The sequence below is a fragment of the Microbacterium horticulturae genome (genome assembly GCF_029094505.1).
Taxonomy (GTDB): Bacteria; Actinomycetota; Actinomycetes; order Actinomycetales; family Microbacteriaceae; genus Microbacterium; species Microbacterium horticulturae.
The window spans coordinates 1,523,794-1,549,553 of record NZ_CP119108.1 but is presented as its reverse complement, the minus strand read 5'-3'; the positions used below and the strand labels follow the sequence as shown (position 1 = coordinate 1,549,553).

General features: G+C 67.9%; 25 protein-coding genes and 1 tRNA gene. 5 read left to right on the top strand and 21 right to left on the bottom strand.

The window, feature by feature from the left end:
* Window positions 1-185 precede the first annotated feature (185 nt).
* The gene (locus PU630_RS07330) at window positions 186-914 is read left to right on the top strand and encodes an SOS response-associated peptidase (RefSeq protein WP_275279706.1); all 729 of its coding nucleotides are present in this window, start codon (window positions 186-188) and stop codon (window positions 912-914) included.
* 3 nt (window positions 915-917) lie between these two features.
* On the opposite strand, the gene PU630_RS07325 is transcribed toward PU630_RS07330, so the two are convergent.
* Window positions 918-2,054, bottom strand: coding sequence for a glycoside hydrolase family 3 N-terminal domain-containing protein (locus PU630_RS07325; RefSeq protein WP_275279705.1), 1,137 nt, complete (start codon window positions 2,052-2,054; stop codon window positions 918-920).
* Between the two features lie 114 nt (window positions 2,055-2,168).
* Between PU630_RS07325 and PU630_RS07320 the strand changes: the two genes are divergently transcribed.
* Entirely contained in the window at window positions 2,169-2,924 is a 756-nt protein-coding gene (locus PU630_RS07320; RefSeq protein WP_275279704.1) for a DUF805 domain-containing protein, read from the top strand.
* A gap of 3 nt (window positions 2,925-2,927) precedes the next feature.
* Here the strand turns inward: PU630_RS07320 and PU630_RS07315 are convergent, their stop codons facing one another.
* Entirely contained in the window at window positions 2,928-4,601 is a 1,674-nt protein-coding gene (locus PU630_RS07315; protein ID WP_275279703.1) for an acyl-CoA dehydrogenase family protein, read from the bottom strand.
* Window positions 4,602-4,605: 4 nt separating this feature from the next.
* A complete protein-coding gene (locus PU630_RS07310) occupies window positions 4,606-5,691 on the bottom strand; it encodes a PQQ-dependent sugar dehydrogenase (RefSeq protein ID WP_275279702.1) in 1,086 nt (361 codons plus the stop codon).
* A 96-nt stretch (window positions 5,692-5,787) separates the two neighbouring features.
* On the opposite strand from PU630_RS07310, the gene PU630_RS07305 reads away from it, so the two are divergent.
* Together PU630_RS07305 and PU630_RS07300 are read left to right on the top strand one after the other, a co-directional pair.
* Window positions 5,788-7,245 (top strand): purine-cytosine permease family protein, encoded by a 1,458-nt coding sequence (locus PU630_RS07305; RefSeq protein ID WP_275279701.1) that lies wholly within the window; start codon window positions 5,788-5,790, stop codon window positions 7,243-7,245.
* Window positions 7,242-7,790 (top strand): cysteine hydrolase family protein, encoded by a 549-nt coding sequence (locus PU630_RS07300; RefSeq protein WP_275279700.1) that lies wholly within the window; start codon window positions 7,242-7,244, stop codon window positions 7,788-7,790. The genes PU630_RS07305 and PU630_RS07300 overlap by 4 nt, the downstream gene beginning before the upstream one ends.
* On the opposite strand, the gene PU630_RS07295 is transcribed toward PU630_RS07300, so the two are convergent.
* The 6 genes from PU630_RS07295 to PU630_RS07270 all read right to left on the bottom strand — a co-directional run bounded on the left by PU630_RS07295 (window position 7,777) and on the right by PU630_RS07270 (window position 15,539).
* Window positions 7,777-10,023 carry an exo-beta-d-1,3/1,6-glucosidase gene (locus PU630_RS07295; RefSeq protein WP_275279699.1) on the bottom strand — a complete coding sequence of 749 codons (2,247 nt, stop codon included), beginning with the start codon at window positions 10,021-10,023 and terminating at the stop codon, window positions 7,777-7,779. The genes PU630_RS07300 and PU630_RS07295 overlap by 14 nt on opposite strands.
* Window positions 10,020-11,003 (bottom strand): ABC transporter permease, encoded by a 984-nt coding sequence (locus PU630_RS07290; protein WP_428982001.1) that lies wholly within the window; start codon window positions 11,001-11,003, stop codon window positions 10,020-10,022. Before PU630_RS07290 ends, PU630_RS07295 begins: the two co-directional genes overlap by 4 nt.
* 17 nt (window positions 11,004-11,020) lie before the next feature.
* On the bottom strand, window positions 11,021-12,067 hold the full coding sequence (locus PU630_RS07285) for an ABC transporter permease (protein WP_275280048.1): 1,047 nt from the start codon (window positions 12,065-12,067) through the stop codon (window positions 11,021-11,023).
* Between the two features lie 74 nt (window positions 12,068-12,141).
* Complete coding sequence (locus PU630_RS07280; protein ID WP_275279697.1) at window positions 12,142-12,960, bottom strand: ABC transporter ATP-binding protein; 819 nt, start codon at window positions 12,958-12,960, stop codon at window positions 12,142-12,144.
* Window positions 12,957-13,781 carry an ABC transporter ATP-binding protein gene (locus PU630_RS07275; RefSeq protein ID WP_275279696.1) on the bottom strand — a complete coding sequence of 275 codons (825 nt, stop codon included), beginning with the start codon at window positions 13,779-13,781 and terminating at the stop codon, window positions 12,957-12,959. The genes PU630_RS07280 and PU630_RS07275 overlap by 4 nt, the downstream gene beginning before the upstream one ends.
* A gap of 78 nt (window positions 13,782-13,859) precedes the next feature.
* Complete coding sequence (locus tag PU630_RS07270; RefSeq protein WP_275279695.1) at window positions 13,860-15,539, bottom strand: ABC transporter substrate-binding protein; 1,680 nt, start codon at window positions 15,537-15,539, stop codon at window positions 13,860-13,862.
* Window positions 15,540-15,724: 185 nt separating this feature from the next.
* Here PU630_RS07270 and PU630_RS07265 point away from each other — a divergent pair, with 185 nt between their 5' ends.
* A complete protein-coding gene (locus PU630_RS07265; RefSeq protein ID WP_275280047.1) occupies window positions 15,725-16,339 on the top strand; it encodes a TetR/AcrR family transcriptional regulator in 615 nt (204 codons plus the stop codon).
* An 18-nt stretch (window positions 16,340-16,357) separates the two neighbouring features.
* Here the strand turns inward: PU630_RS07265 and PU630_RS07260 are convergent, their stop codons facing one another.
* The 12 genes from PU630_RS07260 to obgE all read right to left on the bottom strand — a co-directional run bounded on the left by PU630_RS07260 (window position 16,358) and on the right by obgE (window position 25,724).
* Window positions 16,358-17,146, bottom strand: coding sequence for an SDR family oxidoreductase (locus PU630_RS07260; RefSeq protein WP_275279694.1), 789 nt, complete (start codon window positions 17,144-17,146; stop codon window positions 16,358-16,360).
* 377 nt (window positions 17,147-17,523) lie between these two features.
* Window positions 17,524-18,567, bottom strand: a complete 1,044-nt coding sequence (locus tag PU630_RS07255) for a hypothetical protein (protein WP_275279693.1) — start codon at window positions 18,565-18,567, stop codon at window positions 17,524-17,526.
* Window positions 18,568-18,641: 74 nt separating this feature from the next.
* Window positions 18,642-18,965: a hypothetical protein gene (locus PU630_RS07250; protein WP_275279692.1), complete on the bottom strand. Its 324-nt coding sequence runs from the start codon at window positions 18,963-18,965 to the stop codon at window positions 18,642-18,644.
* 19 nt (window positions 18,966-18,984) lie between these two features.
* On the bottom strand, window positions 18,985-19,524 hold the full coding sequence (locus tag PU630_RS07245) for a hypothetical protein (RefSeq protein ID WP_275279691.1): 540 nt from the start codon (window positions 19,522-19,524) through the stop codon (window positions 18,985-18,987).
* Window positions 19,525-19,604: 80 nt separating this feature from the next.
* Window positions 19,605-19,680 (bottom strand) — tRNA-Ala (locus tag PU630_RS07240).
* A gap of 72 nt (window positions 19,681-19,752) precedes the next feature.
* On the bottom strand, window positions 19,753-20,130 hold the full coding sequence (gene rsfS / locus PU630_RS07235; protein WP_275279690.1) for a ribosome silencing factor: 378 nt from the start codon (window positions 20,128-20,130) through the stop codon (window positions 19,753-19,755).
* Complete coding sequence (locus PU630_RS07230) at window positions 20,127-21,206, bottom strand: hypothetical protein (RefSeq protein WP_275279689.1); 1,080 nt, start codon at window positions 21,204-21,206, stop codon at window positions 20,127-20,129. The genes rsfS and PU630_RS07230 overlap by 4 nt, the downstream gene beginning before the upstream one ends.
* Entirely contained in the window at window positions 21,203-21,799 is a 597-nt protein-coding gene (gene nadD / locus PU630_RS07225) for a nicotinate-nucleotide adenylyltransferase (RefSeq protein WP_275279688.1), read from the bottom strand. The genes PU630_RS07230 and nadD overlap by 4 nt, the downstream gene beginning before the upstream one ends.
* Before the next feature lie 9 nt (window positions 21,800-21,808).
* The gene (locus PU630_RS07220) at window positions 21,809-22,030 is read right to left on the bottom strand and encodes a hypothetical protein (protein WP_275279687.1); all 222 of its coding nucleotides are present in this window, start codon (window positions 22,028-22,030) and stop codon (window positions 21,809-21,811) included.
* Window positions 22,031-22,086: 56 nt separating this feature from the next.
* A complete protein-coding gene (locus PU630_RS07215; RefSeq protein WP_428982000.1) occupies window positions 22,087-23,313 on the bottom strand; it encodes a glutamate-5-semialdehyde dehydrogenase in 1,227 nt (408 codons plus the stop codon).
* Between the two features lie 42 nt (window positions 23,314-23,355).
* Window positions 23,356-24,219 (bottom strand): glutamate 5-kinase, encoded by an 864-nt coding sequence (gene proB, locus PU630_RS07210; protein ID WP_275279685.1) that lies wholly within the window; start codon window positions 24,217-24,219, stop codon window positions 23,356-23,358.
* Window positions 24,216-25,724: a GTPase ObgE gene (gene obgE / locus PU630_RS07205; protein WP_275279684.1), complete on the bottom strand. Its 1,509-nt coding sequence runs from the start codon at window positions 25,722-25,724 to the stop codon at window positions 24,216-24,218. The genes proB and obgE overlap by 4 nt, the downstream gene beginning before the upstream one ends.
* Between the last annotated feature and the right edge of the window lie 36 nt (window positions 25,725-25,760).

Below are 25,760 nucleotides of genomic sequence, written 5' to 3'. Positions count from 1 at the left end.
CGCGGCCCCGTCGCCAGCGGCCGCGTCCGCACCAGACGAGGAGATCTCACCGGACGAGTACCGCCGAGCGGGTTTCTCTCCTCGTTTCGTGAGATCTCCTCGTCTCGTGGGGTGTCGACAGAGGCTATGGATGCCGCGGCCGGCTGTCTCTGCGGGATGTCGGCGCCTCACCGTAGGCTGAAGCCATGTGCGGAAGGTTCGTGGTCGCCGATGCCGGTTCCGAGCTCGTGGGCGTGTTGCGCGTCGACGTGGAGGGCGACGATCTGCCAGCGCCGTCGTACAACGTCGCACCGACCGACCAGGCGGCGATCGTCCTCGACTCCATCAAGACCGAGCCCCCCACCCGCCGCCTGGCCTCGGCCCGGTGGGGTCTGGTCCCCTCATGGGCGAAAGACCTCTCCATCGGCTCGCGCGCGTTCAACGCCCGCGCCGAAGAGGTCGAAGACAAGCCGATGTTCCGCAACGCCCTGATCAAGCGACGCGCGGTGGTCCCGGCATCCGGCTACTACGAATGGAAGACGGTCGAGGGGCTGAAGATCCCGCACTACATCCATCCGGGCGACGACTCCCCGATGTTCTTCGCCGGGCTCTACGAATGGTGGAAGAACCCGGAGCTGAAAGACGACGACCCGGCGCGATGGGTGCTGAGCTTCACTATCCTCACCCGCGACTCGATCGGGCACCTCGGCTCGATCCACGATCGCATGCCGCTGTTCCTCGACCCCGACTTCGCCGACGCCTGGCTCGACCCCACGACCGAGAACGTGGGCGACATCCTCGATGCCGCGATCGACGCCGCACCCGACGTCGCCGAGACCCTCACCGACTTCCCCGTCTCGAAGGCCGTCGGCAACGTGCGCAACAACGGCCCCGAGCTGATCGAACCGGCCGAGGCGCCTCCCTCGGAGCGGTGAGCGTCACGGCTCGACCGGCTGCAGCCCGCGCCCCGCTGCCGCTGTCTGCAGCCGCAGCCGCATCACGCGGACGGCCGCCTCGTCGAGCCGTTCCTCGCTGAGCGTGCCGTCCTTCACCGCGGCGACGATGCCCTCGGTGATCGCCGTCACCGACTCGGGCGTCGTGTACATGACCGTCAGCACCATGTCGTTGCCCGCGACGAGCGCCTGCACCGCATTGGCGACCGGGTCCGCATAGGCGGGCACGCCGGACGCCTGCAGCATGCCCAGGTCGTCGGTGATAGCAACGCCGGTGAAGCCGAGCTCGTCACGCGCGATCTCGTGCCACGTGGCCGACAGCGACGCGGGCGCCGTATCGACGGAGGTGTAGGCGAGGTGCCCGAACATCAATAGCGGGGCACCCGCGTCGATGCCAGCGGCAAAGGGAACGGCATCCGTCTTCTCCCACTCCGCCTTCGACAGCGTCGTGGAGGGGATCATCACGTGCGAGTTGCCCTCGACCGCCCCGTGGCCGGGAAAGTGCTTGAGCGTCGTCAGCACCTGCCCCGACTCACCGTCGACCGCCGCGGCGACGCGGTCGGCCGCGGCATCCGGTGTCGTACCCAGCACACGGTCGTAGATGAACGAGGCGGCGTCGTCAGTGACGTCGGCGATGACGCCGAAGTTCACGCCGATCCCGGCGCGCTGCACGAGCGCGGCGCGGGCAGCGAAAGCCCGCCGCGCCACGTCGGGCGCGTCATCGCGCACCTGCCGGGCCGCCGGGAAGCGATCCCACGGCAGCCGTGTGACGTCTCCGCCCTCCTCGTCGACGGCGATCAACGGCGGCACCGCGGGGTCGATCGTCAGCGCGGAGGTCAGCTTCCGAAGCGCCGGTTCATCGCCGGGGACGTTCGAACCCATGAGGATGAAGCCGCCCGCGCCGCTGCGGCGCATGTCGTCGTGCAGGAGCGCGGCGTCGGTGGTCGGAATGGTTCCCATGACCACCGACGCTGCCTTCTCGCGCAGGCTGAGCGCGTCCACGCGCGTGCGTGCCTGCGCGATCAGATCGTCTTCGGTGCCGGCGACGACGGTGAGGGATGCCGCGGCCGGCGCCGCTGCACTCGGCGGTGCCGCCGCACTCGGGATCGCAGCAGTGACCATCGCGATCACCGCGATCCCGCCACCTATGAACATCCTCAGCCCCACCCGACCAGGCTAGGCGCACCCACTACGGTGGGGGTACCGCCTTTCCCCACTTCAAGGAGACGATCGCCCGTGAGCACGCCCTCATCCCTGCCCCCGGCCGGCTGGTACCCCGACCCGCAGGGAGGCGACGGACAGCGGTGGTGGAACGGCGTCGCCTGGTCCTCGGAGACCCGTGCCGCGCAGCCCGAGGTTCCCGCGGCACCCGCGCAGCCGGCGTACCCCGTCGGTCAGCAGGCCTACCAGACCACACAGGGCTACCCCGGCACACAGCAGGGCTACCCCGGCACACAGCAGGGCTACCCCGGCACACAGCAGGGCTACCCCGGCGCGCAGCAGCCCTATGCCGCACAGCCCGGATATGCCGGCTACGCCGCGCCCGCGGCACTGCCCGTGGGGATGTGGCGATCGCCCGAAGACGACCGCCCGGTCGTCCGCAGCCTGGCAGACGCCATCCGCACGGTCTTCAGCAAGTACGCCACGTTCACCGGTCGCGCAGGACGCGCCGAGTACTGGTGGTGGATCCTGGCGAACTACGCGGTCTTCCTGGTCCTGTACATCATCGGTCTCGTGATCATCCTGTCGGCGACGGCGGGCATCGCCGCCGGCAACACGTCCACCGCCGGCGTCTCGCTCATCGGCAGCGCGCTGTTCATGCTCGCCGGGCTCTGGGAACTCGCACTCTTCATCCCGACCCTCGCCGTGCTCGTCCGACGACTGCGCGACGCGGGTTTCGCCTGGGGTTTCGTGTTCCTCGCCCTGGTTCCGTTCGGCAGTATCGCCGTGCTGGTCATGACCTGCCTGCCGAGCAAGTTCCCCGAGCGCTGATGTTCAGTGCCGCGCCACGATGGCCGCGGCATCCGTCCCGCGCGGCAGCACCCCGTACTGCCATCCGCGGTCGTCGCCGAGGCGCGCTGAGAGGAACGCCTCGGCATCGACCTGCGGCGCGTGACGCAGCATCACGCTCGCCTGCAGGGCCAGCGCGAGATCCTCGGTGAGCCGGCGCGCGTGGGCGGCCGCGGCATCCAGATCGTCCTTCGCGATCTCATGCAGCAGCGCCATCGTGCGTGCGACATGCGCGTCGAGCAGTCGATGCGCTCCCTGTGTCGATGCCAGCTCGTCCTGCAGGGCGGCCGCGGATTCGGGGTCGCGGGCGAGCGCACGCAAGACGTCGAGGGCGATGACGTTTCCCGAGCCCTCCCAGATCGCCATCACCGGCTGCTCGCGGAACCGCCGCCCCAGCGGGAAAGTCTCGGTGTAGCCGTTGCCGCCGAGACATTCCATGGCCTCGTAGGCGTGTTGCGGACCCCGCTTGCACACCCAGTACTTGGACACCGGGGTGGCGAGGCGTCGAAATGCAACGTCGGCTGCTGACGCCTCGGCCTCAAAGGCCTGCGCGAGCCGCAGCCCCATAAGCATCGCGGCCTCCGACTCAAGCGCAAGATCAGCCAGCACTGCGGTCATCGCCGGCTGATCGACCAAATCCCGGCCGAACGCGCGCCGGCCTCGCGCGTGCCAGACCGCCTCGGCGACGCTCTGTCGCATGCCGGCGGCGGTCCCCAAGACGCAGTCGAGGCGCGTGCGCTGCACCATCTCGATGATCGTGCGCACGCCACGCCCCGGCTCCCCCAGGAGACGTCCCACAGTACCGTCGAACTCGATCTCGGCCGAGGCGTTCGACCTGTTGCCGACCTTGTCTTTCAGTCGTTGGATGCGGAACACGTTTCGCTGTCCGTGGGGCAGCACGCGCGGCACGAAGAGGCACGAAAGGCCCTCTTCCGTCCCGCCGCGGCGAGTCTGTGCGAGCACGAGGAAAGCGTCTGACATCGGCGCCGAGCAGAACCATTTGTGCCCGCTGATCTGGTAGCTGTGCCCACTCACGTGCACGCCGACCGTGGTGTTGGCCCGCACGTCCGACCCGCCCTGCTTCTCGGTCATGGCCATGCCGATCAGGGCGCTCGGCTTCTGGCTGGCCGGCAGCAGGTGCCGGTCGTACTCGCGTGAGTACAACCGGGGCAGCCACGTGTCGGCGATCCACGGGGATTCTTTGAGGGATGCCACGGCCGAATGCGTCATCGAGATCGGGCAGGCATGACCCGGCTCGATCTGTGCGAACAGCATGAAGGCCGCTGCACGCGCGACGGCAGCGCCCGGACGCGGGTCGGCCCACGCCGAGGTGTGCGCACCGCGGGCGATCGCGGATCCGATGATGCGGTGGTACGACTCGTCGTACTCGACCTCATCGAGCCGAAAGCCCCAACGATCGAAGGTGTGGGCGACGGGCGGGTGCGCATGGGCGAGGAACGCATCGCGCTGGAAGTCCTCGCTGCCCACGAGCGCGCCGATCTCGTGCAGGTCGTCGCCCGCCCAGCCGGCGCCGAACGCCTCCACGCCCTGCGTGAGCGGGAGGTTCAAGGCGTATTCGTCGACGTCGACGCGCCATTCCGGCTGATTCTCTACCAGGTGGGTGCCACCCGGTTGCAGGCCGCGGCCGATTGTGGTCATGCCGTCACGTTACTGCGAACCGCAGGACGCGATCGTCGCCTTCCCGAGGACTGCCTCGTCCGTCGGTGTTGTTCGTGAGCACCCAGAGCGTCCCGTCTTCGGCGAGCGCGGCATCCCTCAGTCGTCCGTTCCCCTGCAGCAACGCCACCGGCTCGCCGACGACGCTGTCGCCGTCGGTCTTCACCCGCCATAGCCGCTCACCGCGCAGGCAGGCCAGATACAGCACGTCGCCGACTGCCGTCAGGCCGCTCGGGCTCGCCTCGTCGGTGTGCCACTGCAGCAGCGGATCTCGATACCGGTCGTCATGCGCGATGCCCTCGACGACCGGCCAGCCGTAATCACCGCCGGGAACGATGACGTTCAGCTCATCCCAGGTGTCCTGACCGAACTCGTCGGCCCACATCACGCCGTCACCGGTCCAGGCGATCCCCTGCACGTTGCGGTGGCCGTAGCTGTAGACCGCGTTGCCGAAAGCGTTGCCGGGGGCGGGCGCTCCCTCGGGGGTGATGCGGAGGATCTTGCCGTTCAGGCTCGACGTGTCCTGTGCGTCCGAGGACTGGCCCGCGTCCCCGGTCGTGACGTACAGCATCCCGTCGGGTCCGAACGCGAGCCGGCCGCCGTTGTGGAACGACGCCTTGCGGATGCCGCGCAGCACGATCTGGGCATCACCGAGCCGATACGAGCCCGAGGGACCGAGCAGTGGCATCCGCACCACCCGATTGTCGTCCGCGGACGCGTGGTAGGCGTACAGCCAGGTGCCGCCGTCGCCCTTCCAGACCGCGATGCCGTTCAGGCCCGCCTCGCTCTGGGCAACGACGCCGGGCACGGTGCCCACCTCGCGCAGGGCGTGGTCGACGGCCGAGATCTCCAGGATCCTGCCGTCGTCACGCTGCGACACGAGCGCACCACCGTCCGGAAGCATCGCCAGCGACCAGGGTGCCTCGAGCCCGCGCACGATCGTCGCGTCGCCGGTGGCGGACGAGGACGGGATGCCGGTGGCCGGCAGGTTCGAGGAGGTGGGGGTGCACCCGGTCACGAGGACCAACACCGTGACCGTGACCGCGACCAGACCCGCCCGACGTGCGCCCATACTCCAGCGTCCCCCTACCGACGCATCGGCGCAATCCCGTCCGAGACTCCGTGCCAGGATGGGGATGCTCGCACCATTCTGCCCCTGGGAGGCACCGTGTCCGCACCCGACGAGACTCTGCCCACATCGACGCTCATCGAGCGCACCGGCATCGAGATCATCCCGGAGTCCGACCGCGCGGCGAAACCTCGCGACCTCTTCTGGCCCTGGTTCGCCGCCAACGTGTCGGTCTTCGGCATGTCGTACGGCTCGTTCGTGCTCGGCTTCGGCATCTCGTTCTGGCAGGCCACGATCGTCTCGGTCATCGGTATCGTGGTCTCGTTCTTCCTGTGCGGCCTGATCGCCATCGCCGGCAAGCGCGGCTCGGCCCCGACCATGGTTCTCTCCCGCGCCGCGTTCGGCGTGCACGGGCAGAAGGTGCCCGGCATCGTCTCCTGGCTGACCTCGATCGGGTGGGAGACGTTCCTGTCCATCACGGCGGTGCTCGCCACGGCGACGATCATCTCCGAACTCGGCGGCGACGGCGACAGCGTGTGGCTCAAGATCGCCGCGATCCTCATCGTCGCGGCCCTCATCGTGGCGGCCTCCGTGCTCGGCTACCACACGATCATGAAGCTGCAGTCGGTGCTCACGTGGATCACCGGCATCGTCACGATCCTGTACATCATCCTTGCGATCCCGCAGATCGACCTCGCCGGGGTCATGGCGCAGCCGTCGGGCAACATCGGCCACGTCATCGGCGCGCTCGTCATGGTCATGACCGGGTTCGGCCTCGGCTGGATCAACATCGCCGCCGACTGGTCTCGCTACCAGAAGCGCACGGCGTCAGACGGCGCGATCGTCTGGTGGAACACGTTCGGCGGCGCGATCGCGCCGGTGATCCTCGTGATCTTCGGCCTGCTGCTGGCCGGCTCGAACGACGAGCTGTTCCAGGGCGTGCAGAACGACCCCGTCGGCGCGCTCGCGAAGATCCTGCCGGTCTGGGTGCTCGTGCCGTTCCTCATCACCGCGATCCTCGCGCTCGTCTCCGGCGCTGTCTTGGGCATCTACTCGTCGGGGCTGACGCTGCTGAGCCTCGGCATCCGCATCCCCCGTCCGTCCGCCGCTGCAATCGACGGCGTGATCCTCACCCTCGGCACAATCTGGGTGGTGTTCTTCGCCCAGAGCTTCCTCGGCCCGTTCCAGAGCTTCCTGATCACGCTCGGCGTTCCGCTGGCAGCTTGGGCCGGCATCCTCATCGCCGACATCCTGCACCGCCGGAAGGACTACGACGACGCCGCCCTCTTCGATGCGAAGGGTCGCTACGGTTCGTGGGACTGGACGTCGATCATCACGATGATCGTCGCGTCGGTGATCGGCTGGGGCTTCGTGATCAACAACTTCGCGCAGGACGCGAGCTGGAACAACTGGCAGGGCTACCTCCTGTTCCTCATCGGCGGCAAGGACGGTGACTGGGCATACGCGAACCTCGGCGTGTTCTTGGCCCTGGTCATCGGCTTCATCGTGTGCTGGTTTGCGCGTGCGGGGAAGATCCGCCGGCAGGAGGCCGTATGACCGACCGATGGCTGGTCGTCGTCGACCCGCAGGCGATCTTCGCCGCACCCGACTCGCCGTGGGGATCGCCGACCTTCCCCGCGGCCATGGCGAACATCCGGCGCCTCGCCGACGCGTTCGGCGACCGCGTCATCGTCACGCGGTGGCTGCCGACGGCCGATCGCACGACGGCGTGGGGCGACTACTTCGCCGCCTGGCCGTTCGCGGACGTGCCGGCCGGTGATCCGCTGTACGCGCTGGTGCCGGATGCCGCGGGCCTGTCGCCTCACCCGACGCTGGATCTGCCCACCTTCGGCAAATGGGGTCCCGAACTCGAGCGGATCACCGGCCGAGCACCGCACCTGGTGCTGTGCGGAGTGTCGACGGACTGCTGTGTGATCTCCACGGCGCTGCCGGCGGCCGACGCCGGCGCGCACGTGGAGATCGCGGCCGACGCCTGTGCAGGGTCGACGGCCGAGAACCATACCGCCGCCCTGCACGTGTTGGGTCTGTATCCGCCGCAGATCGCGGTGACCGACACCGCCGCCGTGCTCAGCGAACGGTGAACTCCGCCGCCAGCAGATCCGCATCGCGCGACGACGGGCCCGCCAGAGCCCGGAAGCGCCCGGCCTCGACGATGCGTCGGCCCGCGGCATCCACGATCGTGCACTCGGCCACCGGAAGCTCGATACGTACCCGCTCCGAGGCGCCGGGCGCGATGTCGACCTGCCGATAGGCCTTGAGCTCCTTCTCTGCCCAGCTGACCGTCGTCACCTCGTCGCAGATGTAGAGCTGCACGGTTTCGCGCGCGGGCCGCTCTCCGGTGTTGCGCACGGTCACCTCGGCCACAAGGGTGTCAGCCTCGCCCAGTTCGGTGTCGGCAAGCGTCAGGTCGGCGTACTCGACCGTCGTGTATGACAGACCCTGGCCGAACGCCCAGGCGGGTGCCTGCGTGAGGTCGGCGTAGCGATCGCCATGCTGGCCGCGGATGCGGTTGTAGTAGATCGGCAGCTGGCCGGCATGCCGCGCGAACGAGATCGGCAGTCGACCCGAGGGCTCGACACGGCCGGTGAGCACCTCGGCCAGCGCGCGCCCGCCCTGCATGCCGGGGTTCGCGATCCACAGCATGGCCGCGGCGTCCTGCACCGAGGCCGGCAGCACGAGCGGCTTGGACGCCAGCAGCACGACGACCACCGGCGTACCGGTGGCGATCACCGCATCCAGGAGCGCGTTCTGCCCGCCGATCAGTTCGAGCGTCGCGGTCGAGCGGCCCTCGCCGACGAGCTCGATGTGGTCACCCACGACCGCCACGACGACGTCGGCGGTCGACGCCGCTTCGACCGCCTCGGCGATCCGCGCGTCGTCGGGCGCGCACGGGTGCACGATCGGCGGTCGCGGCTGCCCGTCGGGGAACGTGGCCCCGGCCGGGTCGGGCTGCATGGTCAGGATGTCGGCGCCGCGCGTGTATGTCACACTCGAGCCCTCGGGCGCGAGCTCGCGGATGCCGTCAAGGACGGTCGTGATCATCGCGCGCGGCTGACCGTCGAGCCAACCGGCCTGCCCCGACCCTCCGGCCCAGTCCCCCAGCTGGTACTGGGCGTCGTCGGCGAGAGGCCCGACGACGGCGATGGACGCCGCACGATCGGCCAGCGGCAAGGTTCCGTCGTTCTCGAGCAGCACGATCGACCGACGTGCGGCCTCGAGGTTGAGAGCTGCGTGCTCCTGCGAGCCCACAACGCGCTCCAGCCCGCTCTGCGGCAGCCGCGGGTCTTCGAACAGCCCCAGGTCGAACTTCAGGGTGAGGATACGGGCCACGGCGTCGTCGAAGGCGTCAGGCGGCAGCATCCCCTCCTCCACCGCCTGCAAGGCGCCTTCGAAGAATCCGGGCGTCGTCATGATCATGTCGTTGCCGGCGCGGGTCGCGGCTGCCGCCGCGTGCGCGTAGTCGGGCTGCACGTGCTGTTCCCACACCATGCGGCCCACGTTGTCCCAGTCGGTGATGAGGGTGCCGGTGTAGCCCCACTCCCCCTTGAGCACGTCGCTGAGCAGCCAGTCGTTCACCGTGATCGGCACACCGTCGGTGCTCTGGTAGCCGAGCATGAAGGTGCGGCATCCCTCCCGCGCCACCCTCTCGAACGGCGGCAGGAACCAGCTGCGCAGCTTGCGACGCGAGATGTCGGCCTCGCTCGCGTCGCGACCGCCCTGGGTCTCGGAGTATCCGGCGAAGTGCTTCGCCGTCGCCAGGATCGCCGTGGCATCGTCGAGCCCGGCACCCTGATAGCCGCGCACCATCGCCGAAGCGAGCTCGCCGATGAGGAACGGGTCCTCGCCGAAGGTCTCGTCCACACGGCCCCAGCGCAGGTCACGGGCGATGCAGAGCACGGGCGAGAAGGTCCAGTGGATGCCGGTGGCCGCGACCTCCACAGCGGTCACACGGGCGACCCGCTCGAGCAGGTCGGCGTCCCAGCTGGCGGCAAGTCCCAGCTGCGTCGGGAAGATGGTCGCGCCCGGCCAGAAGGAATGGCCGTGGATGCAGTCCTCCGCCACGAGCAGCGGGATACCCAGCCGGGTACGGCCGGTCAGGACGTTGGCCTGCACGATGCGCTCGGGCGAGGTGTGCAGGATCGACCCCGCATGCCGGTGCAGCACTATGTCGTCCAGATCACCCCGGGCGTCCAGCTGCAGCATCTGCCCGACCTTCTCGGCCAGCGTCATCCGCCCCAGCAGGTCGGCGACCCGCTCGGCGGTCGAACGCGACGGATCACGATAGGCGAGGGTGGCTGTGGAGAGAATCGTCATGCCTTGCTTTCTTCGTCGTCTGCGGTACGCACGGCTGTCACGGCGTCGTTCACGTTGAGGCCCTTCTTCTTCATCGCCCGGGCGCGCTCTCCGGCCGAGCGCAGGCGCGGGTTGACGTACTCGTCGATGCCGAAGTTGATCAGAGCGAGGGCGACGCCCACAAAGGCGATGCACAGGCCAGCCGGCACGTACCACCACCAGTAATCGGGGAAGGCACTGTTCTGCTGGGCCCAGAACAGAATCGTTCCCCAGTTGAGGTTCGACACCGGGATGACCCCGATGAACGCGAGGGTCGTCAGCCCCAGCACGGCCGCGGTCATCGTGCCGACGAAGCTCGAGGCGATGAGCGCCATGAGATTCGGCAGCATCTCGACCAGGATGATGCGGTGCAGCGGCTCGCCGTTGGCCCGCGCGGCCTGGACGAAGTCGCGGTTGCGCAACGACATGGTCTGTGCGCGCAGCACGCGCGCACCCCACGCCCACCCGGTCAGTCCGAGGACCGCGGCGATGATCCACAACGGCGGGTCGGCGAACTGCGAGGCGATGATGATCATCAGCGGCAGCCCGGGGATGACGAGGAAGACGTTCGACAGCGCCGAGAGCGACTCGCTCTTCCACCCCCGCAGGTAGCCTGCAGTCACGCCGACGACGACGGCGACCACGGTGGCCATGATCGTCGCGAGAAACCCGACCACGAGCACGCCGCGGGTGCCGTAGATGATCTGACTGAAGACGTCCTCGCCGATGTGCGTCGTGCCCAGGAGGTGCTGGAACGAGGGAGCCTGCAGCGTCGCATCGAGGTTCTGCGCGGTCGGGTCGTACGGGGCGATCAGCGGGGCGAAGATCGCGACGAGCACGAAGATGCCCAGGATGATGAGCCCCGCCGCCGACTTCGGATTGCTGAACATCGCCATCGAGGCCGACAGCTGCGTCCAGAAGGTCTTCTTCTTCACCGCAGCGACCGTGGCCGGGGCGGTCATCTCAGGAGCGGTCATGGTCAGGCCTCCGTCTGACGGGTGCGGGGGTCGAGGATCGCGTACGCGATGTCGGCCAGGATGTTGGCGACCAGCACGGCCAGGACCAGCACGAGGAAGATCCCCTGCATCAGTGCGTAATCCTTCGCGTTGGTCGCGCTGAGGAGCAGCAGCCCGATCCCGGGGTAGGAGAACACCATCTCCATCACGATCGTGCCGCCGACGATGAAGCCCAGTGCGAGTGCGAAGCTCTGGATCTGCGGGAGCACCGCATTGCGGGCCGCGTAGCGCCAGAGCACACGCTTGTTAGGCATGCCCTTCGCCTGCGCGACGGTGATGTAGTCCTCGTCCAGCACGGTGAGCATCATGTTGCGCATGCCCAGCACCCAGCCGCCGATCGATGCGATGACGATGGTGATCACCGGGAGCGCGGCATGTGAGATCACCTGACCGATGAACTCCGTGTTCCACCCGGTCTCCACCCCCACCTCATACGCGTGCCCGGCGGGGAACCAGCCCATGATGGTGGAGAACACCGCGATGAAGATCAACCCGAGCCAGAAGTACGGCACGGTGCCCATGAACGTCGTCACGGGCACGAGCGCGTCCAGGCGCCCGCCGCGTCGCCATCCGATGACAGCGCCGAGCACGGTGCCGACGAGGAACGAGATGATCGTCGCGACGCCCACGAGCCCGAGCGTCCACGGCAGGGCCGATGCGATGGCCTGACCGACCGGCGCCATGCCTGTCGAGATCGACAGCCCGAGGTCGCCGTGCAACAGTCTGCCCCAGTAGTCGAAGTACTGCTGCCACAGCGGCACGGACTTGTCGAGGCCGAACAGGGCGCGCAGCGCCTTCTCTGCCTCGGGCGGCAGCTGTCCCTGGCTGCGCGCCATGTAGGCGTCGACCGCATCGCCCTTCATCATGCGGGGAAGGAAGAAGTTGATGGTGATCGCGGCCCAGGCCGTGAACAGGTAGAACGCCGCCCGCCCGACGATGAACCGCCACGGCACGCGGATGCCGCCGCGCTCGGCGACCGTCGCCGTCGTCCCGACGAGCGTCGGGTCCATCGGCGTCGCCGACTCGGCGCTCTGAACTGCCGGATCCGAGGGACGTTGATCGGTGGATGTCGTCATGTCAGCGCTCATCGCGCACCTCCGATGGTCTGTGCGGGGGTGGATGCCGTGCCGAAGAACTCCTCGGGATCCGGGGAGGCCGCCCGCAACTCGCGGGTGTACGGGTCCTTCGGACGCAGGATGACGTCGTCTGCGGGTCCGCGTTCGACGACCCTGCCCTGGTTGAGCACCATGATCTCGTCGCTGAAGTGCCTCGCGGTCGCGAGGTCGTGCGTGATGTAGAGCACGCCGAGGCCCTCTTCGCGCTGCAGATCCGCAAGCAGATTCAACACGCCGAGGCGGATCGACACGTCGAGCATCGACACGGGCTCGTCGGCCACCAGCAGTGCGGGGCGGGAAGCGAGCGCACGGGCAATCGCGACGCGCTGCCGCTGCCCGCCGGACAGCTCGTGCGGGCGTCGCTCCATGACCGCGTCGGCGTCGAGCCGCACGCGCTCGAGAAGACGACGCACCTCGTCGTCGACCTCGTTGCGGGGAACCACCTTGTCCAGTCGCAGGGGCCGTTCGATGTGGTGACGGATGGAGTGATAGGGATTCAGCGACGCGAAGGGGTCTTGGAAGACCATGCGCAGCTGCTGCCGGTACCGGCGCAGTCCCTTGCCGCTGCGCGGGATGGGAGCGCCGTCCAGGAGCACTTCGCCACGCGTGGGCACCTCCAGCTGCGTGAGGATCTTCGCGATCGTCGACTTGCCGCTGCCGGACTGGCCCACCAGGCCGATCGTCTGGTGGGAGTTGAGGGTGAAGCTCACATCGTCGAGAGCTTTGATCTGGCCCGAGCCGCGGACGTTGTAGATCTTGGTGACGTTCTTGAACTCGAGCACGGTCATCGCACCACCACTCCCCTCTCGCCGGTCAGCCGTGGGAATGAGCTGAGCAGGCTGCGCGTGTACTCATGCTGAGGATTCGTCCAGATGTCTCGCGCATCGGCCAGCTCGACGATCTCTCCTTCACGCATGATCGCGATGCGGTCGCTGATCTCGAGAAGCAGGGGGAGATCGTGGGTGATGAACACCACCGAGAAGCCGAACTCCCGACGAAGCTGCGAGATCTGCTTCAGGATCTCACGCTGAACGAGCACGTCGAGTGCTGTGGTCGGCTCGTCCATCACCATCAGCTGCGGGCGCAGCGCAAGAGCCATGGCGATCATCACCCGCTGTCGCATACCGCCCGACAACTCGTGCGGGTACGACCGTGCGCGCTGTGCCCCGACCTTCACGATGTCCAGCAGCTCGGCCACGGCGGCGCGACGGTCTTTGCGCGTCATACCCGGCCGATGGATGACGAACACGTCATCCAACTGCGATCCGATGGTGGCGACGGGGTTGAGCGCATTCATCGCGCCTTGGAAGACCATCGAGATCCGGTCCCAGCGGAACCGACGCATCTGCTCGGCGTCCAGGGCGTGCAAATCGATGTCATCACCGCTGGCGTCGTGGAAGACGACGCTGCCGCTGGTGATCACCGCCGGGGGCTTCAGCAGGCGTTGCACGCCGTAGGCGAGCGTCGTCTTGCCGCTCCCGCTTTCGCCGGCGAGGCCGACGATCTCACCGCGCTGGATCTCAAGATTGACGTTCGCGACCGCCTTCACCGGCGGGTCCACGTCGTACACGACGGAGAAGTCGCGTACCGACAGGAGGGGATCTGTCATGGCTGTCCTTCGGGAGGAGCCGCCGGCCGTTGGGCGAAGTCCGGAGAGCTTCACTCAACGGCCGGTCGGCAGGAGTGCTTACTTGGCGGGCTTCAGATTCATCAGCACCTGCACGGCCGACGGCTGCGTCGGGTCAGCCGTGGCGTACTGATCGTCTTCGCTCGGCCAGCCGGTGTAGTTGCGGGTGTTGTACTCGGCCAGCTGCGGGTGGGTCCCGATCGGGATGGCCGGCACGTCCTCGACGAAGATCTTCTGGATCTTGTTGAGAGCGGCGGTACGGGTGGCGTCGTCGGACGCCTGTGCGTACTCCTTGAGCAGCGCCGTGGCCTCCGGGTTGTTGTAGCGCCCGAAGTTGTCAGACACCTTGCCGTCGGCCGCCTGCTCGAGGTAGGCGCCGTTCATGACGTCGTCATAGATGTGCCACGGGTTCGAGCCCGAGCCCGACCAGTGCAGCGCGGCGTCGAAGTTGCCTGTGGCCATGTTGGTGGTCCAGGTGTCGGCGTCGGGGGTGGCGACCTTCGCGTCCGCGCCCAGCGTCTTCTTCACCTGCGAGGCGACCAGCTGGATGCCGGTGACGTAGTCGTTCCAGCCCTGCGGGTCTTGCAGCGTGAACGACACCGCCTTGCCCTTCGGGTCGATCAGTGCGCCGTCCTTCCAGGTGTACCCGGCGTCGGAGAGCACCTTCTTGGCCCCCTCGACGTCGATGGTGAAGTTCTTGTCCTTGTAGTCCGGTGCGATGTACTGGTCACCGGTCGGCTGCGGAATGCCGGTGACGCTGGTCAGCTCGGGGCCGGCGTTGCTGCGCGCCTTCTCGGCATGCGCCTTGCGGTCGACGACCATGTTCACGGCCTTGCGGAACGCGACGTCGTTGAACGGCGCCTTCGTGGTGTTGACCAGGATCATGTCGGGGCTGAGCACGTTGGCTCCCCAGAACACGTTGTGGTCGGGGTCCTTGTCGATGTAGTTCGTCTGGTAGTCGGTGATGAAGATCTGCGCCCAGTCGGTCTCGCCGTTCTGCAGAGCACGCAGCAGACCGGTGTTGTCGTTGTACTCGAGGTACTTCAGCTGCCCGACCGGAACGTCGCCGCCCCAGTAGTCCTTGCGCGCGTCGAGCACGACGCCCTGCGATGAGAAGGACTTGACCGTGTAAGGGCCGGTGCCCACGGCATCCTTCACCGGATCCTTCGTCGGGTCGGCGATGTCTTTCCACTGGTGCTCGGGGACGATGCTGATCTGCAGCACATCGCCCTGCTTGACGAACTTCGACTCGCTGAAGGTCATGACGACGTTGTCGCCGTCCTTCTTGATGTCCGCCAGCTTCAGGCCGGCCAGATCCAGCGCCGGGGTGTTCTTGATGAGGTTGAAGGTGAAGATGATGTCGTCGGCGGTGAACGGCTTGCCGTCGTTCCACTTCACGCCCTTCCGCGGCGTGACGGTCAGCTGCGTGTAGTCGCTGTTCCACTCGACCTTCGACGCGAGCCACGGGGTCGTCTCGTTCTTGCCGACCGGGTTGACCATGGCCAGCGGTTCGTAGATCATCCGGTCGTAACCGAGCGACATGCCCGATCCGGTGCCGATGAACGGGTTGTTGATCTGCGTCGACAGGACGCCGGCACCATCGGGCTTGGCGACCGTGAGCGAGCCTGAGCTCGCCGAGTCCTTGTTGCCATTGCTGGCGCCTGACGAGCATCCGGCCAGCGCCGTAGCGCTGAGGACGGTGATCGCCGTCCACGCGATCAGTGACTTTCCGAGCTTCATTGCGTCTCCTTGACACGGTCGTTGTGCAACGGGTTGGGGCACGCCCCTGTTTAACTTACTGTCGAGAAAGTAAGCTGATGTGAGATTACCTACTCGCCGGTAAGCTGACAAGTGACAGTTGCCGATTTGTGATGTTCGACGAAGGAGCCACCGTGACCGAAGCCGCTGCAGGCCTTGGCGCGCGCATGCGACCCGCTACGCAGCGCAAGCACGCGAAGATCCTCCAGGCTGCGATGGACGTCTTCGGCAGCAAGGGATCCACGAACGGTACCCTCGCCGAGATCGCCGAGCAGGCCGGCATGACGCACGCGGGGGTTCTCCACCACTTCGGGTCGAAGCAGAATCTGCTGCTCGAGGTTCTTGCGTACCGCGACCAGGCTGACGTCGCCGAACTCGCCGACCAGCATATCCCGGGCGGGCCTGAACTCTTCCTGCATCTGGTGCGCACCGCGTTCGCGAACGCGCAGCGCCCCGGGATCGTCCAGGTGTACACCGTCTTGTCAGCGGAGTCCGTGACCGACGAGCACCCCGGGCGGCCGTACTTCGAGGACCGGTACCGGGTGTTGCGCGGCGACGTCGTCGCCGCCTTCCGCGAGCTGTGCGGGCAGCAGGGCGTGACATCGATGGAGACGGTGGATGCCGCGGCCGCGGCCATTCTCGCGGTGATGGACGGGCTGCAGCTGCAGTGGCTGCTCGAACCGACAGCCGTCGACCTCGCCCAGGCGAGCGAGTTCGCCATCCGATCGATCGTCAACGGCGTGCTGCACCCCGGCCCGGAGTTGCGCAGCTACGTCGAGTGATCCTCGTCGGATCCGCCGTCAGTCGCGGACGTGGCGCCAGTCGTGGTCGGCGATCGCCGCTCCCGCCTGCGGGCCCATCTGCAGCATCCCGCCGTCGACCGACAACGAGGTGCCCGTGATGTAGCCCGCCGCTCGCGACGCGAGGAAGGCGATCACGGCACCGACTTCTCGGGCATCGCCGGGTCGCCCCAGCGGGATACCCGGGCGATCGTGGTCGCGCGGGTCGACGTCGGTCTGCCCGGTCATCGGCGTGGCGATCTCGCCCGGCGCCACGCTCACCGCCCGGATGCCATGCCACGCGAGTTCGAGCGCGATGGTCTTCATGAGCCCGTCCAGACCGTGCTTGGCCGCGTCGTACGCCGCGGAGCCCACCATCGGCTGGTGCGCATGCACGCTCGTGACAGCGATGATGCAGCCGCCGCGTCGCGCGGCGACCATGTGGCGCGCGGCGCGCTGGATGCACGCGAATGCGCCCGAGAGGTCCGTGTCGACCACGCGACGCCACTCCTCCATCGACGTGTCGAGGAACGGCGTCATGATGCCGGTGCCGGCGTTGTTCACGAACACGTCGAGCCCACCCAGCGCCTCGACGAGGTCGCCGATCGCGGGACCGCAGCGCTCCAGGTCGGCCGTGTCGAGGTGGCCGACAACGGCCTCCACCCCGCGCGAGCGCACCTCGTCGGCGGTGCGCTGTGCGCCGGCCTCATCGGTGTGCCATGTGATGCCCACGTCCAACCCCGACTCCGCGAGCGCCACGGCGGTGGCTCGTCCGATACCAGAGTCTGCCCCGGTGACGATGGCGCGCATCGGTGAATAGTCTGCAGTGTCGATCCGGCCTTCACGCATGATCCGCCCTCCGATCTGCTCGGAAACCTAGACGCTCTTGCTCGCCGGATGGAGGGGGTTGACAGGCGCGATCCGCCCGCACAGCACGAAACCCCCGGACGAGCCGGGGGTTTCTTTGGTGGACCTGAGGGGACTCGAACCCCTGACCCCCTGTCAGTGATGTTGGTGTCCCGGCCCTGCCTGTAGTGACCTTGAGGAACCCGCTTCTCCCCTGGATTTCCGGGTGTCTCCCGGCCTCTTCCCGGAATCTTGCGGAATCCCATCCGGGCACTAATCCGGGCACTTGGAGACTGAATGCGGTCACCAATGAGGGCACTGGCCAGCGGCGTGCAGGCGCATCACTCGTCATCGTCATCGTCATCGTCATCGTCGAGCAGGTCCCAAGACAGGATGTCGAACCGGCTCCCTGCGGGGCCGTCGCTCCACGAGAAGCCGAGCGTGTCAAGCCATTGGTCAAGCACGTTCGCGACCTCGTCCGTGAGGTCTTCTCTCGCCCGCTCATCCCACTCCGTCGTGCCAGTGGGCGCATCGGAGAGCGCCTCTTGGAAGTCCACCCAATGTGCATCAGCCATTCGCTTCCACTCGTCGGTCTTGAGCACGTCCAGTGAGACGGGTTCGCCGATGGCGACACCTTCGACGCGGCACATGGCGGCCTGATACGCGAATGCCTTCCACAGGTTGGAAGCCTGGTACAACACATCATGGGCGAGCTTGCCCACGTTTAAGTGGCTCTGGTACTCGACGCACGCGACGCGGCGCAGCCCGTCCCGCAACACCTCCAGGTCCTCTATCGGGCTCCACTCCGATGTCGGGGCATTCATCTGCGCCGGGACTCCGAGCTCGGCCCGATACTCGGTCATCACTTGGTGGGCCGCGACCAAGAGATTGCGCCGACCCTCTCGCGCATCTCTGATAATGGGGTCGTCCTCACCGTTCTGATACATGGCTACGTGTTGCGCTTCGTGGGTCACCAAGCGGTAGAGCATGCCTGTGCGCAACTGCACGATATCGGCGATCTCCTTTGCGTGCTTAGGTGCGGAACGTGCCTGAGCTACGTCGGCGTCGAGACAGAGCAGTGCCGGCACGAGAACGTGCACATCGTCTCGCACCATCATTGTCTTGGCGCCCACCGTTCCTGCTCCGCGGGAGATGTCGTAGAGCCCTCTCTGTGCGGGCGGCAGCCGGTCCGAAACGGACTTCACGAAGTCAGCCGTGATGACTAGCTTGACTTCCTGTGGGCGCGGGGCGTTGGCACCGAGCACCGCGAGGCACCGGCCTAGCCTCTGAAGCCCCGCGGTCGTTGAGGGCTGGATGCCGAGTAACGCAGGGTCAGCGCCGTGCTCCAGCACGAAGTCGACTTCTGGCGCAGCGAATGACGTCATGACTTGAATACTGCCGCACATAGGTGGTGCGAGGGGTGCGGTGACGAGGTGGCGCACTCCTCCTGAGGGACGAGTCAGAAGGGGGTGCGAGGGTTACGCCTCGAGGCGCTCCACTTCCCGAGTGCCCTGACGCCAACGCAGAGCAGGACGATGACTGCCACCGCGGTGATGCCGAGCGCAATCTCGAAGACCAAGTCGTAAGGCTGGCGAGCAACCATCGTGGCGCCGAGAGAGCGCATCGCATCGTCCGCCCAACCAGCGTGGTTGGCAACGATCTCGCCGTAGCGTGGCGCCGAGGCTCTCGCCACGAAGGCCACGACCGCACCGAGGACGGCCACGCCGGCGGCGGTCCAGCCGAGCTGCCATGCGCCGAAGCGACGCGAACGTTGAGCTGCCACGTGCCGATGCTATCGGAGCTCAGCTCCCTCGCCGGCCGAGGCTTAGCTCCCGATCCGTGAGTCGGCGCGCATGGAAACCCGCCGGCAGCCCTTCGCAATGGAGCCACCCCCAGGCAACGGTCACTGCCTCCTCAGCACTCAACACCTCCGCGGTGGTCGCGGTCCGCATCCACGAGCAAGCATGGCGACTGATACGCACGGGTGAACTGCCGCCCCCTGCCTCCCGAACAACACGATTTTGGATACCGCCGGCCACCCCGCTCTCGACTACGAGGCCATCTTTGCCGGGGCAGATTGCCTGTGCACCAATGGGCCCGCGGTCCAGGACCACCCACACCGGATCGGTATCTGCCCGCAGGCTGCCAAAGAGCATGTGCAGGTGGGATTTGCCGCCGACCTTGACGCGCTGCCCATCGGAGATCTCGAAGTTGATGGGGATCTCCGGCCGGGGCTGCGAGAGCTGCCCGAACTGGCCTGCGGTATCACGATGCATCCCGGGCGTGTCGTGACCCAAGATCGACGAGCTGCAGCGTGACCAGAACGGCAATGCGGGCACCACCGGCCGGAAAGTGCCCGGATCTCGTGAAGCTGACACCCTTTACGGAAGCAGAAAACCCCCGTTTCACCGGGGGTTTTCTTTGGTGGACCTGAGGGGACTCGAACCCCTGACCCCCTGCATGCCATGCAGGTGCGCTACCAGCTGCGCCACAGGCCCAGAATCACTTCGAAGCTCTCGAAGCAACCCGTTCAGATTACTACATTCTCGAGCACTGACGAAATCGAGCCGTCATCCCGCCGAGGCTGTCTGCGCCTCGGCGATCGGGACCGCGGGGCAGTCCTTCCACAGCCGTTCCAGGCCGTAGAATTCGCGTTCCTGCTCGTGGAAGACGTGCACCACAAGGTCGCCGAAGTCGAGCAGAATCCAGCGTGCTTCCTGTCGACCTTCGCGGCGCAGACGCTTGTGGCCTGCCTCGAGCATCTTGTCTTCGATCTCGTCGGCGATGGCGGCGACGTTGCGCTCGCTGCGCCCCGAGACGACGAGGAAGACGTCGACGAGCGGGAGCGGCTCGGACACGTCGAGTGCGACGAGCTCCTCCCCTCCCTTGGCTTGAGCGGCCGTTGCGGCAACGGCCAGCATGTCGAGTCCCTGTGGGGTTGCGGTCACGAAATGACTCCAGAAGCGAGGGCGTACACGAGCACGCCGACGAGGGCGAGCGCCAGTACACCGGCGGTGATGGCGAGCGACAGCATCAGCTTGCCGCCCTTTTCAGGGGCGGGCGCCTGCATGACCTCGTCGTTCGTCTTGATCGTGCTGACGGCAGCGCTGGCCGCAATCGGGGTCGGCGACGAGTGAGCGGGCAACTCGCCGTCAACGAGGATCGCATCGACTTCCTTGCCATCTGCGGTCCCGATGGCGTGTCCGGTCGAGCCGAGCCCCTCCGGCAGCGCGAACGTGCCCGTCACGAGCACCTCGCCGGTTCCGGCGATCGGCGCGACGAGCGGAGCCGAGGTCTGCGACATGATGAGGGCATGCGGCGCCGAGGCGCTGCCGCTGCTGGCTGTGTCTCGCGTCAGCAGCTGCTCGAACGATGCAGCCGGTTCGGGGGCCTTCGCATCGGCGGAGAGCAGCTTCGCACCGAAGGCGGGGTTGAGTACCGGCTTCTCGTTCGACGGCGGCGTCGCGCCGCCCGGGCGAGGTGCCTCGTCTTCCGCCGGGGCGTCCACTCCCAGCAGCTTCTCGAAGGAGGGCTCCGGCTCGGCCTCGGGTGTCGCCACGGGGGCCGGAGCCGCGGCCGACCGCGCACTCTGCTCGGGCGCGTCGTCGACGGGCGGCGCCCAGGGCGAGCGCTCGACGACAGCGGTGCCCGCAGGACGGACGGAGGGGACCGACGCCCCGGCCCCTGCCACATCAGGCGTGATGACCGGCACCGACGCGGTGCGGATGCGCTCCTGCTGTCGAGCCTGACGGCGGGTGAGCGGTGTGGCACCCAGGTCGACGTTGTGGTCGGGCACCGGTGCGGTGTGCACGGGCGCGGGAGCTGCCGCACGCGGCAGGGGTGAGGGCGTCACGGGCTCCGGCGCGGGAGCTGGCTGCTGCACCGCCTCTGTGGCGTCGTCTGCGGCATCCCGCCCCGATTCCGAGGCGTCGGGTGCGGCTGCGGGCGCGATCACAGGGGTCACGCCGGTGTTGCGCAGCTCACGAATCTGCCGACGAGTGAGCGGCTGATCGGGTGTGCTCATGCCTTGCTCCGGTAAAGATGATGCTTTGCGATGTACTGGACGACGCCGTCGGGGACGAGGTACCACACGGGGTGGCCCTCACGGACGCGCTGCCGACAATCCGTCGACGAAATCGCCAGGGCGGGGATCTCCAGCTGACTCACGTCATCGCTCGGCAGACCGTCCGTGTTCAGAACATGGCCGGGTCTGGAAACGGCGACGAAGTGCGCAAGATCCCATAGTTCATCATGGTCCCTCCAACTGAGAATTTGCGCTACGGCGTCGGCCCCCGTGATGAAGTAGAACTCCGCGTTGGGCCGTTCCGTGCGCAGATCACGGAGGGTATCGATCGTGTAGGTGGGACCGGAGCGGTCGATGTCGACCCGACTCGTCGTGAAGCGGGGGTTGGATGCCGTCGCGATGACGGTCATCAGATACCGATGCTCGCTCGGCGTGACTTTGTACTTCTGCCACGGTCGTCCCGTGGGCACGAAGATCACCTCGTCGAGACCGAACGACTCCGCCACTTCGGACGCCGCGACAAGGTGGCCATGGTGGATCGGGTCGAACGTCCCACCCATGACCCCGATGCGCTCGGGTCGCGACGTCGTCATACGGTGGGCCTAGTGGCCGTGCCCCGCCTGCGGCGCGTCGTCCGCGTGCTCCTTCGCGTAGGCGGCGGCCTTGGGTGCATGACGGTTCGCGACGTTCTTGTACGACAGCGTCACCATGGCGAGGAAGAAGAACACCGCAAGGGCGATGATCGGGTACCAGACCGTCTCGAGCATCACGTTGCCGTGCTCGGCCTCCTCAGCGGCGAAGGCGATCAGCGAGGCGAAGGTCATCGGTACTCCGTTCATGTCGTTCCAGGGCGCTCGCGCGCCATCCCTCAGTCTAGGCGCTATGCCCGGACCTGTCCTGCACCGCGCGCGAGCCACTTCGTGCTGGTCAGCTCGGCCAACCCCATCGGACCGCGGGCGTGCAGCTTCTGCGTGGAAATACCCACCTCGGCGCCGAATCCGAATTCGCCGCCGTCGGTGAACCGGGTCGAAGCATTCGCCATCACCACGGCCGAGTCGACTTCGGCGAGGAACCGCTCGGCATTGGCGTCGTCGGTCGTGATGATCGACTCGGTGTGATGTGTCGAGTATCGCCGGATGTGCGCGAGCGCACCGTCGAGATCGTCGACCACGCGCATCGACAGGTCGAGGCTGAGGTGCTCGATGGCCCAGTCGTCATCGGTCGCCGGCACCACGTCGTCGGCGAGGGATGCCACGGACTCGTCGCCGTGCACGGTCACGCCCGCCTGCTGCAGCGCCGCCACGACCGGACCGACGAGGCGGGGCGCGGCGTCCCGGTGGACGAGCACCGTCTCGACCGCGTTGCACACACTCGGGCGCTGTACCTTCGCGTTCACCACGATGTCGCGCGCCCACTCCAGCGGCGCACTCGCATCGAGCACGATGTGCACGATGCCCGCTCCCGTCTCGATGACCGGAACGGACGATTCGGTCACGACCGTCTCGATGAGCTGCGCGCTGCCGCGCGGCACCAACACGTCGACAAGGCCCCGCGCATGCATGAGCTCGCGCGCCCCGTCACGGCCGAAGTCGTCGACGCTCTGCACGGCGCGGGCGTCGATGCCGGCACTGTCAAGGGCCGTGCGGATGGCGTCCACAAGCACGGCGTTCGTGCGCTGCGCGGCCGAGCCGCCGCGGAGCACCACGCTGTTGCCCGAGCGCAGCGCGAGGGCGGTGATGTCGACGGTGACATTGGGGCGGGCCTCGTAGATAGCGCCGACGACCCCGAACGGCACGGAGACCTTCTGCAGCCGCACGCCGCTGGGCAGAGTGCGCTCGTCGAGGACGCGGCCGACGGGGTCGGGCAGCGCAGCGATGTCACGGACCGCGTCGGCGAGGGCCGCCACGCGTGCCGCATCGAGGCGCAGGCGATCCTGCAGCGCCGTCGAGAGCCCGTTCGCGCGCCCGTGATCAAGATCGTCGACGTTGGCCGCGATGATGCGATCGGCGCAAGCCCCGATCGCCTCGGCGACCGCCAGCAGCGCGTCGCGTTTTGCAGCGTCGGAGAGCAGGCCCACCGTTCGTGCTGCGTCCTTGGCCGACCGCATGCGGTCACGGGCGGTGTCGACGATGGTGCTCACCGCGCCAGTCTATCCAGCGGGACTCGCACCCGATCCGGCCGCCACGGATTGTGACATGACCGCCAGGGCGCCGGTCAGCGTGGACTCGGGCGGCGACGGATTCGGGGCGAACCAGGTGCCGATCGTCTGCCCTTCGAGTGCCTGACCGATCAGGTCGGCGCGGGTGACGAGGGTGCCGATTCCGGATGCCGCAGCCAGCCGAGCCGCCGAGACCTTCGTCGCCGCTCCCCCGGTGCCGACGCTGTTGACCACCACCGACCCGAATTCGAATCCGGCCAGGTCCTGGCCGAATGCGACCTGGTCGATCGGCTGCGCACCCGGCTGGTCGGGCGGCGCCGTGTAGAGCGCCTCGATGTCGCTGAGCAGCACGAGCGCGTCGGCGCGGATGAGCCGTGCGACCAGAGCCGCCAGCCGGTCGTTGTCGCCGAAGCGGATCTCGTGGGTGGCGACGGTGTCGTTCTCGTTGACGATGGGGAGGATGCGCAGTCCGAGCAGGCGCTCCATGGCACGCTTCGCGTTCGAGCGCGGGGTCCGGTCCTCGAGGTCGCCGGCGGTGAGCAGCACCTGGCCGGCGACGATCCCGTACTCGCGCATCGCGGCCTGGTAACGGTAGATGAGCACGTTCTGCCCGACGGCTGCGGCCGCCTGCTGGGTGGCCAGGTCAGTGGGCCGCGAGTTCAGCTGCAGATAGGGCATCCCGGTCGCGATCGCCCCCGACGAGACGAGCACGACCTCGGTCCCGCGGCCGTGCGCGGCGGCGAGAGCGGCGACCAGCGGGGGGATGTTCGCGGCAGCGTCGCCGCTCACCGATGACGAGCCGACCTTCACGACGACCCGACGCGCGGTGGGCAGATCGGCGCGCAGCGGGGTCACTGCCCGTCCTCCTCCGTGTCATCGCGACGCGCGATGCGCTCGGCCTCGAGCTCGGCACGGGCGGCGGCCTTGGCATCCATCCGCTCGTGATACCACTCGCGGCGCTCCGCGGTCGTCCGACGCTGGTTCGGATCGATCCGCGGGTCGCTGCCGCGCGGGGCGACCATGACCTCGGCGGCCGAGGTGAGCGCGGGCTGCCAGTCGAAGACGACGCCGTCGCCAGGACCGATGACGACGGTCGCGCCGGGCACGGCACCGGCCTTGTACAGCGCGTTGTCCACACCGAGCTTGTCGAGACGGTCAGCGAGGAAGCCGACGGCCTCGTCGTTCTGGAAGTCGGTCTGCGCGACCCAGCGCTCGGGCTTGGCCCCGCGGATCCGATAGACGGGACCGTAGGTGCCGCCCTCCACCTTGATCTCGAACTCGCGTTCGGAGCCGCGCGGGCGGATGACCACGCGCGGTGCCGGCGGCTGTGCGGCGAGGTCGGCACGATGCCGGGCGATGATGTCGCCCAGGGCGAACGTCAGCTGGCGCAGACCATCGTGACTGACAGTGGAGATCTCGAAGACGCGGTATCCCTGCGCTTCCAGCTCCGGGCGCACGAGGTCGGCCAGGTCCTTGGCCTCGGGTACGTCGACCTTGTTCAGCGCCACCAGCTGCGGGCGCTCCAGGAGCGGGGTCTGCCCCTCCGGTACCGGGTAGGCCGCCAGCTCTGCACGGATGACGTCGAGGTCGGTGAGTGGATCGCGGCCGGACTCGAGCGTGGCGCAGTCGAGCACGTGCACGAGAGCCGTGCACCGCTCCACGTGGCGCAGAAACTCCAGGCCGAGGCCCTTGCCCTCGCTGGCGCCTTCGATCAGCCCGGGCACATCGGCCACGGTGAAGCGCACGTCCCCGGCATCCACCACTCCGAGGTTCGGGTGCAGGGTCGTGAACGGGTAGTCGGCGATCTTCGGCCGTGCGGCCGACACCGCCGCGATCAGGCTGGACTTGCCCGCGGAGGGGAACCCCACCAGGGCCACGTCGGCGACCGTCTTCAGCTCGAGGACGACATCGCCCTCCCAGCCGGGCGTGCCCAGCAATGCGAAACCGGGCGCCTTGCGCTTGGTGCTCGCCAGCGCCGCGTTGCCCAGGCCGCCGCGACCGCCGGGGGCCGCAATGAAGCGCATTCCCGGCTCGATCATGTCGGCGAGCACGGTGCCGTCGGCGTCTTTCACCACGGTGCCGACCGGCACGGGCAGCTCGACGGCCTCGCCCTGCACGCCGGAACGGTTGTCGCCCATCCCGAAACCGCCGTTGCCGCCGGAGCGGTGCGGTGAGTGGTGGTACGACAGCAGCGTCGTCACCTGCGGATCGGCGACGAGCACGACGTCGCCGCCGTTGCCGCCATTGCCGCCGTCGGGGCCGGCGAGGGGTTTGAACTTCTCACGACGGACCGAGACGCAGCCGTTGCCGCCCTTGCCCGCGCTCAGATGCAGAGTGACGCGGTCGACGAAGGTGACCATGGTGCTCCCGGATGTGGTGTGGAAATGCGTCGAGGG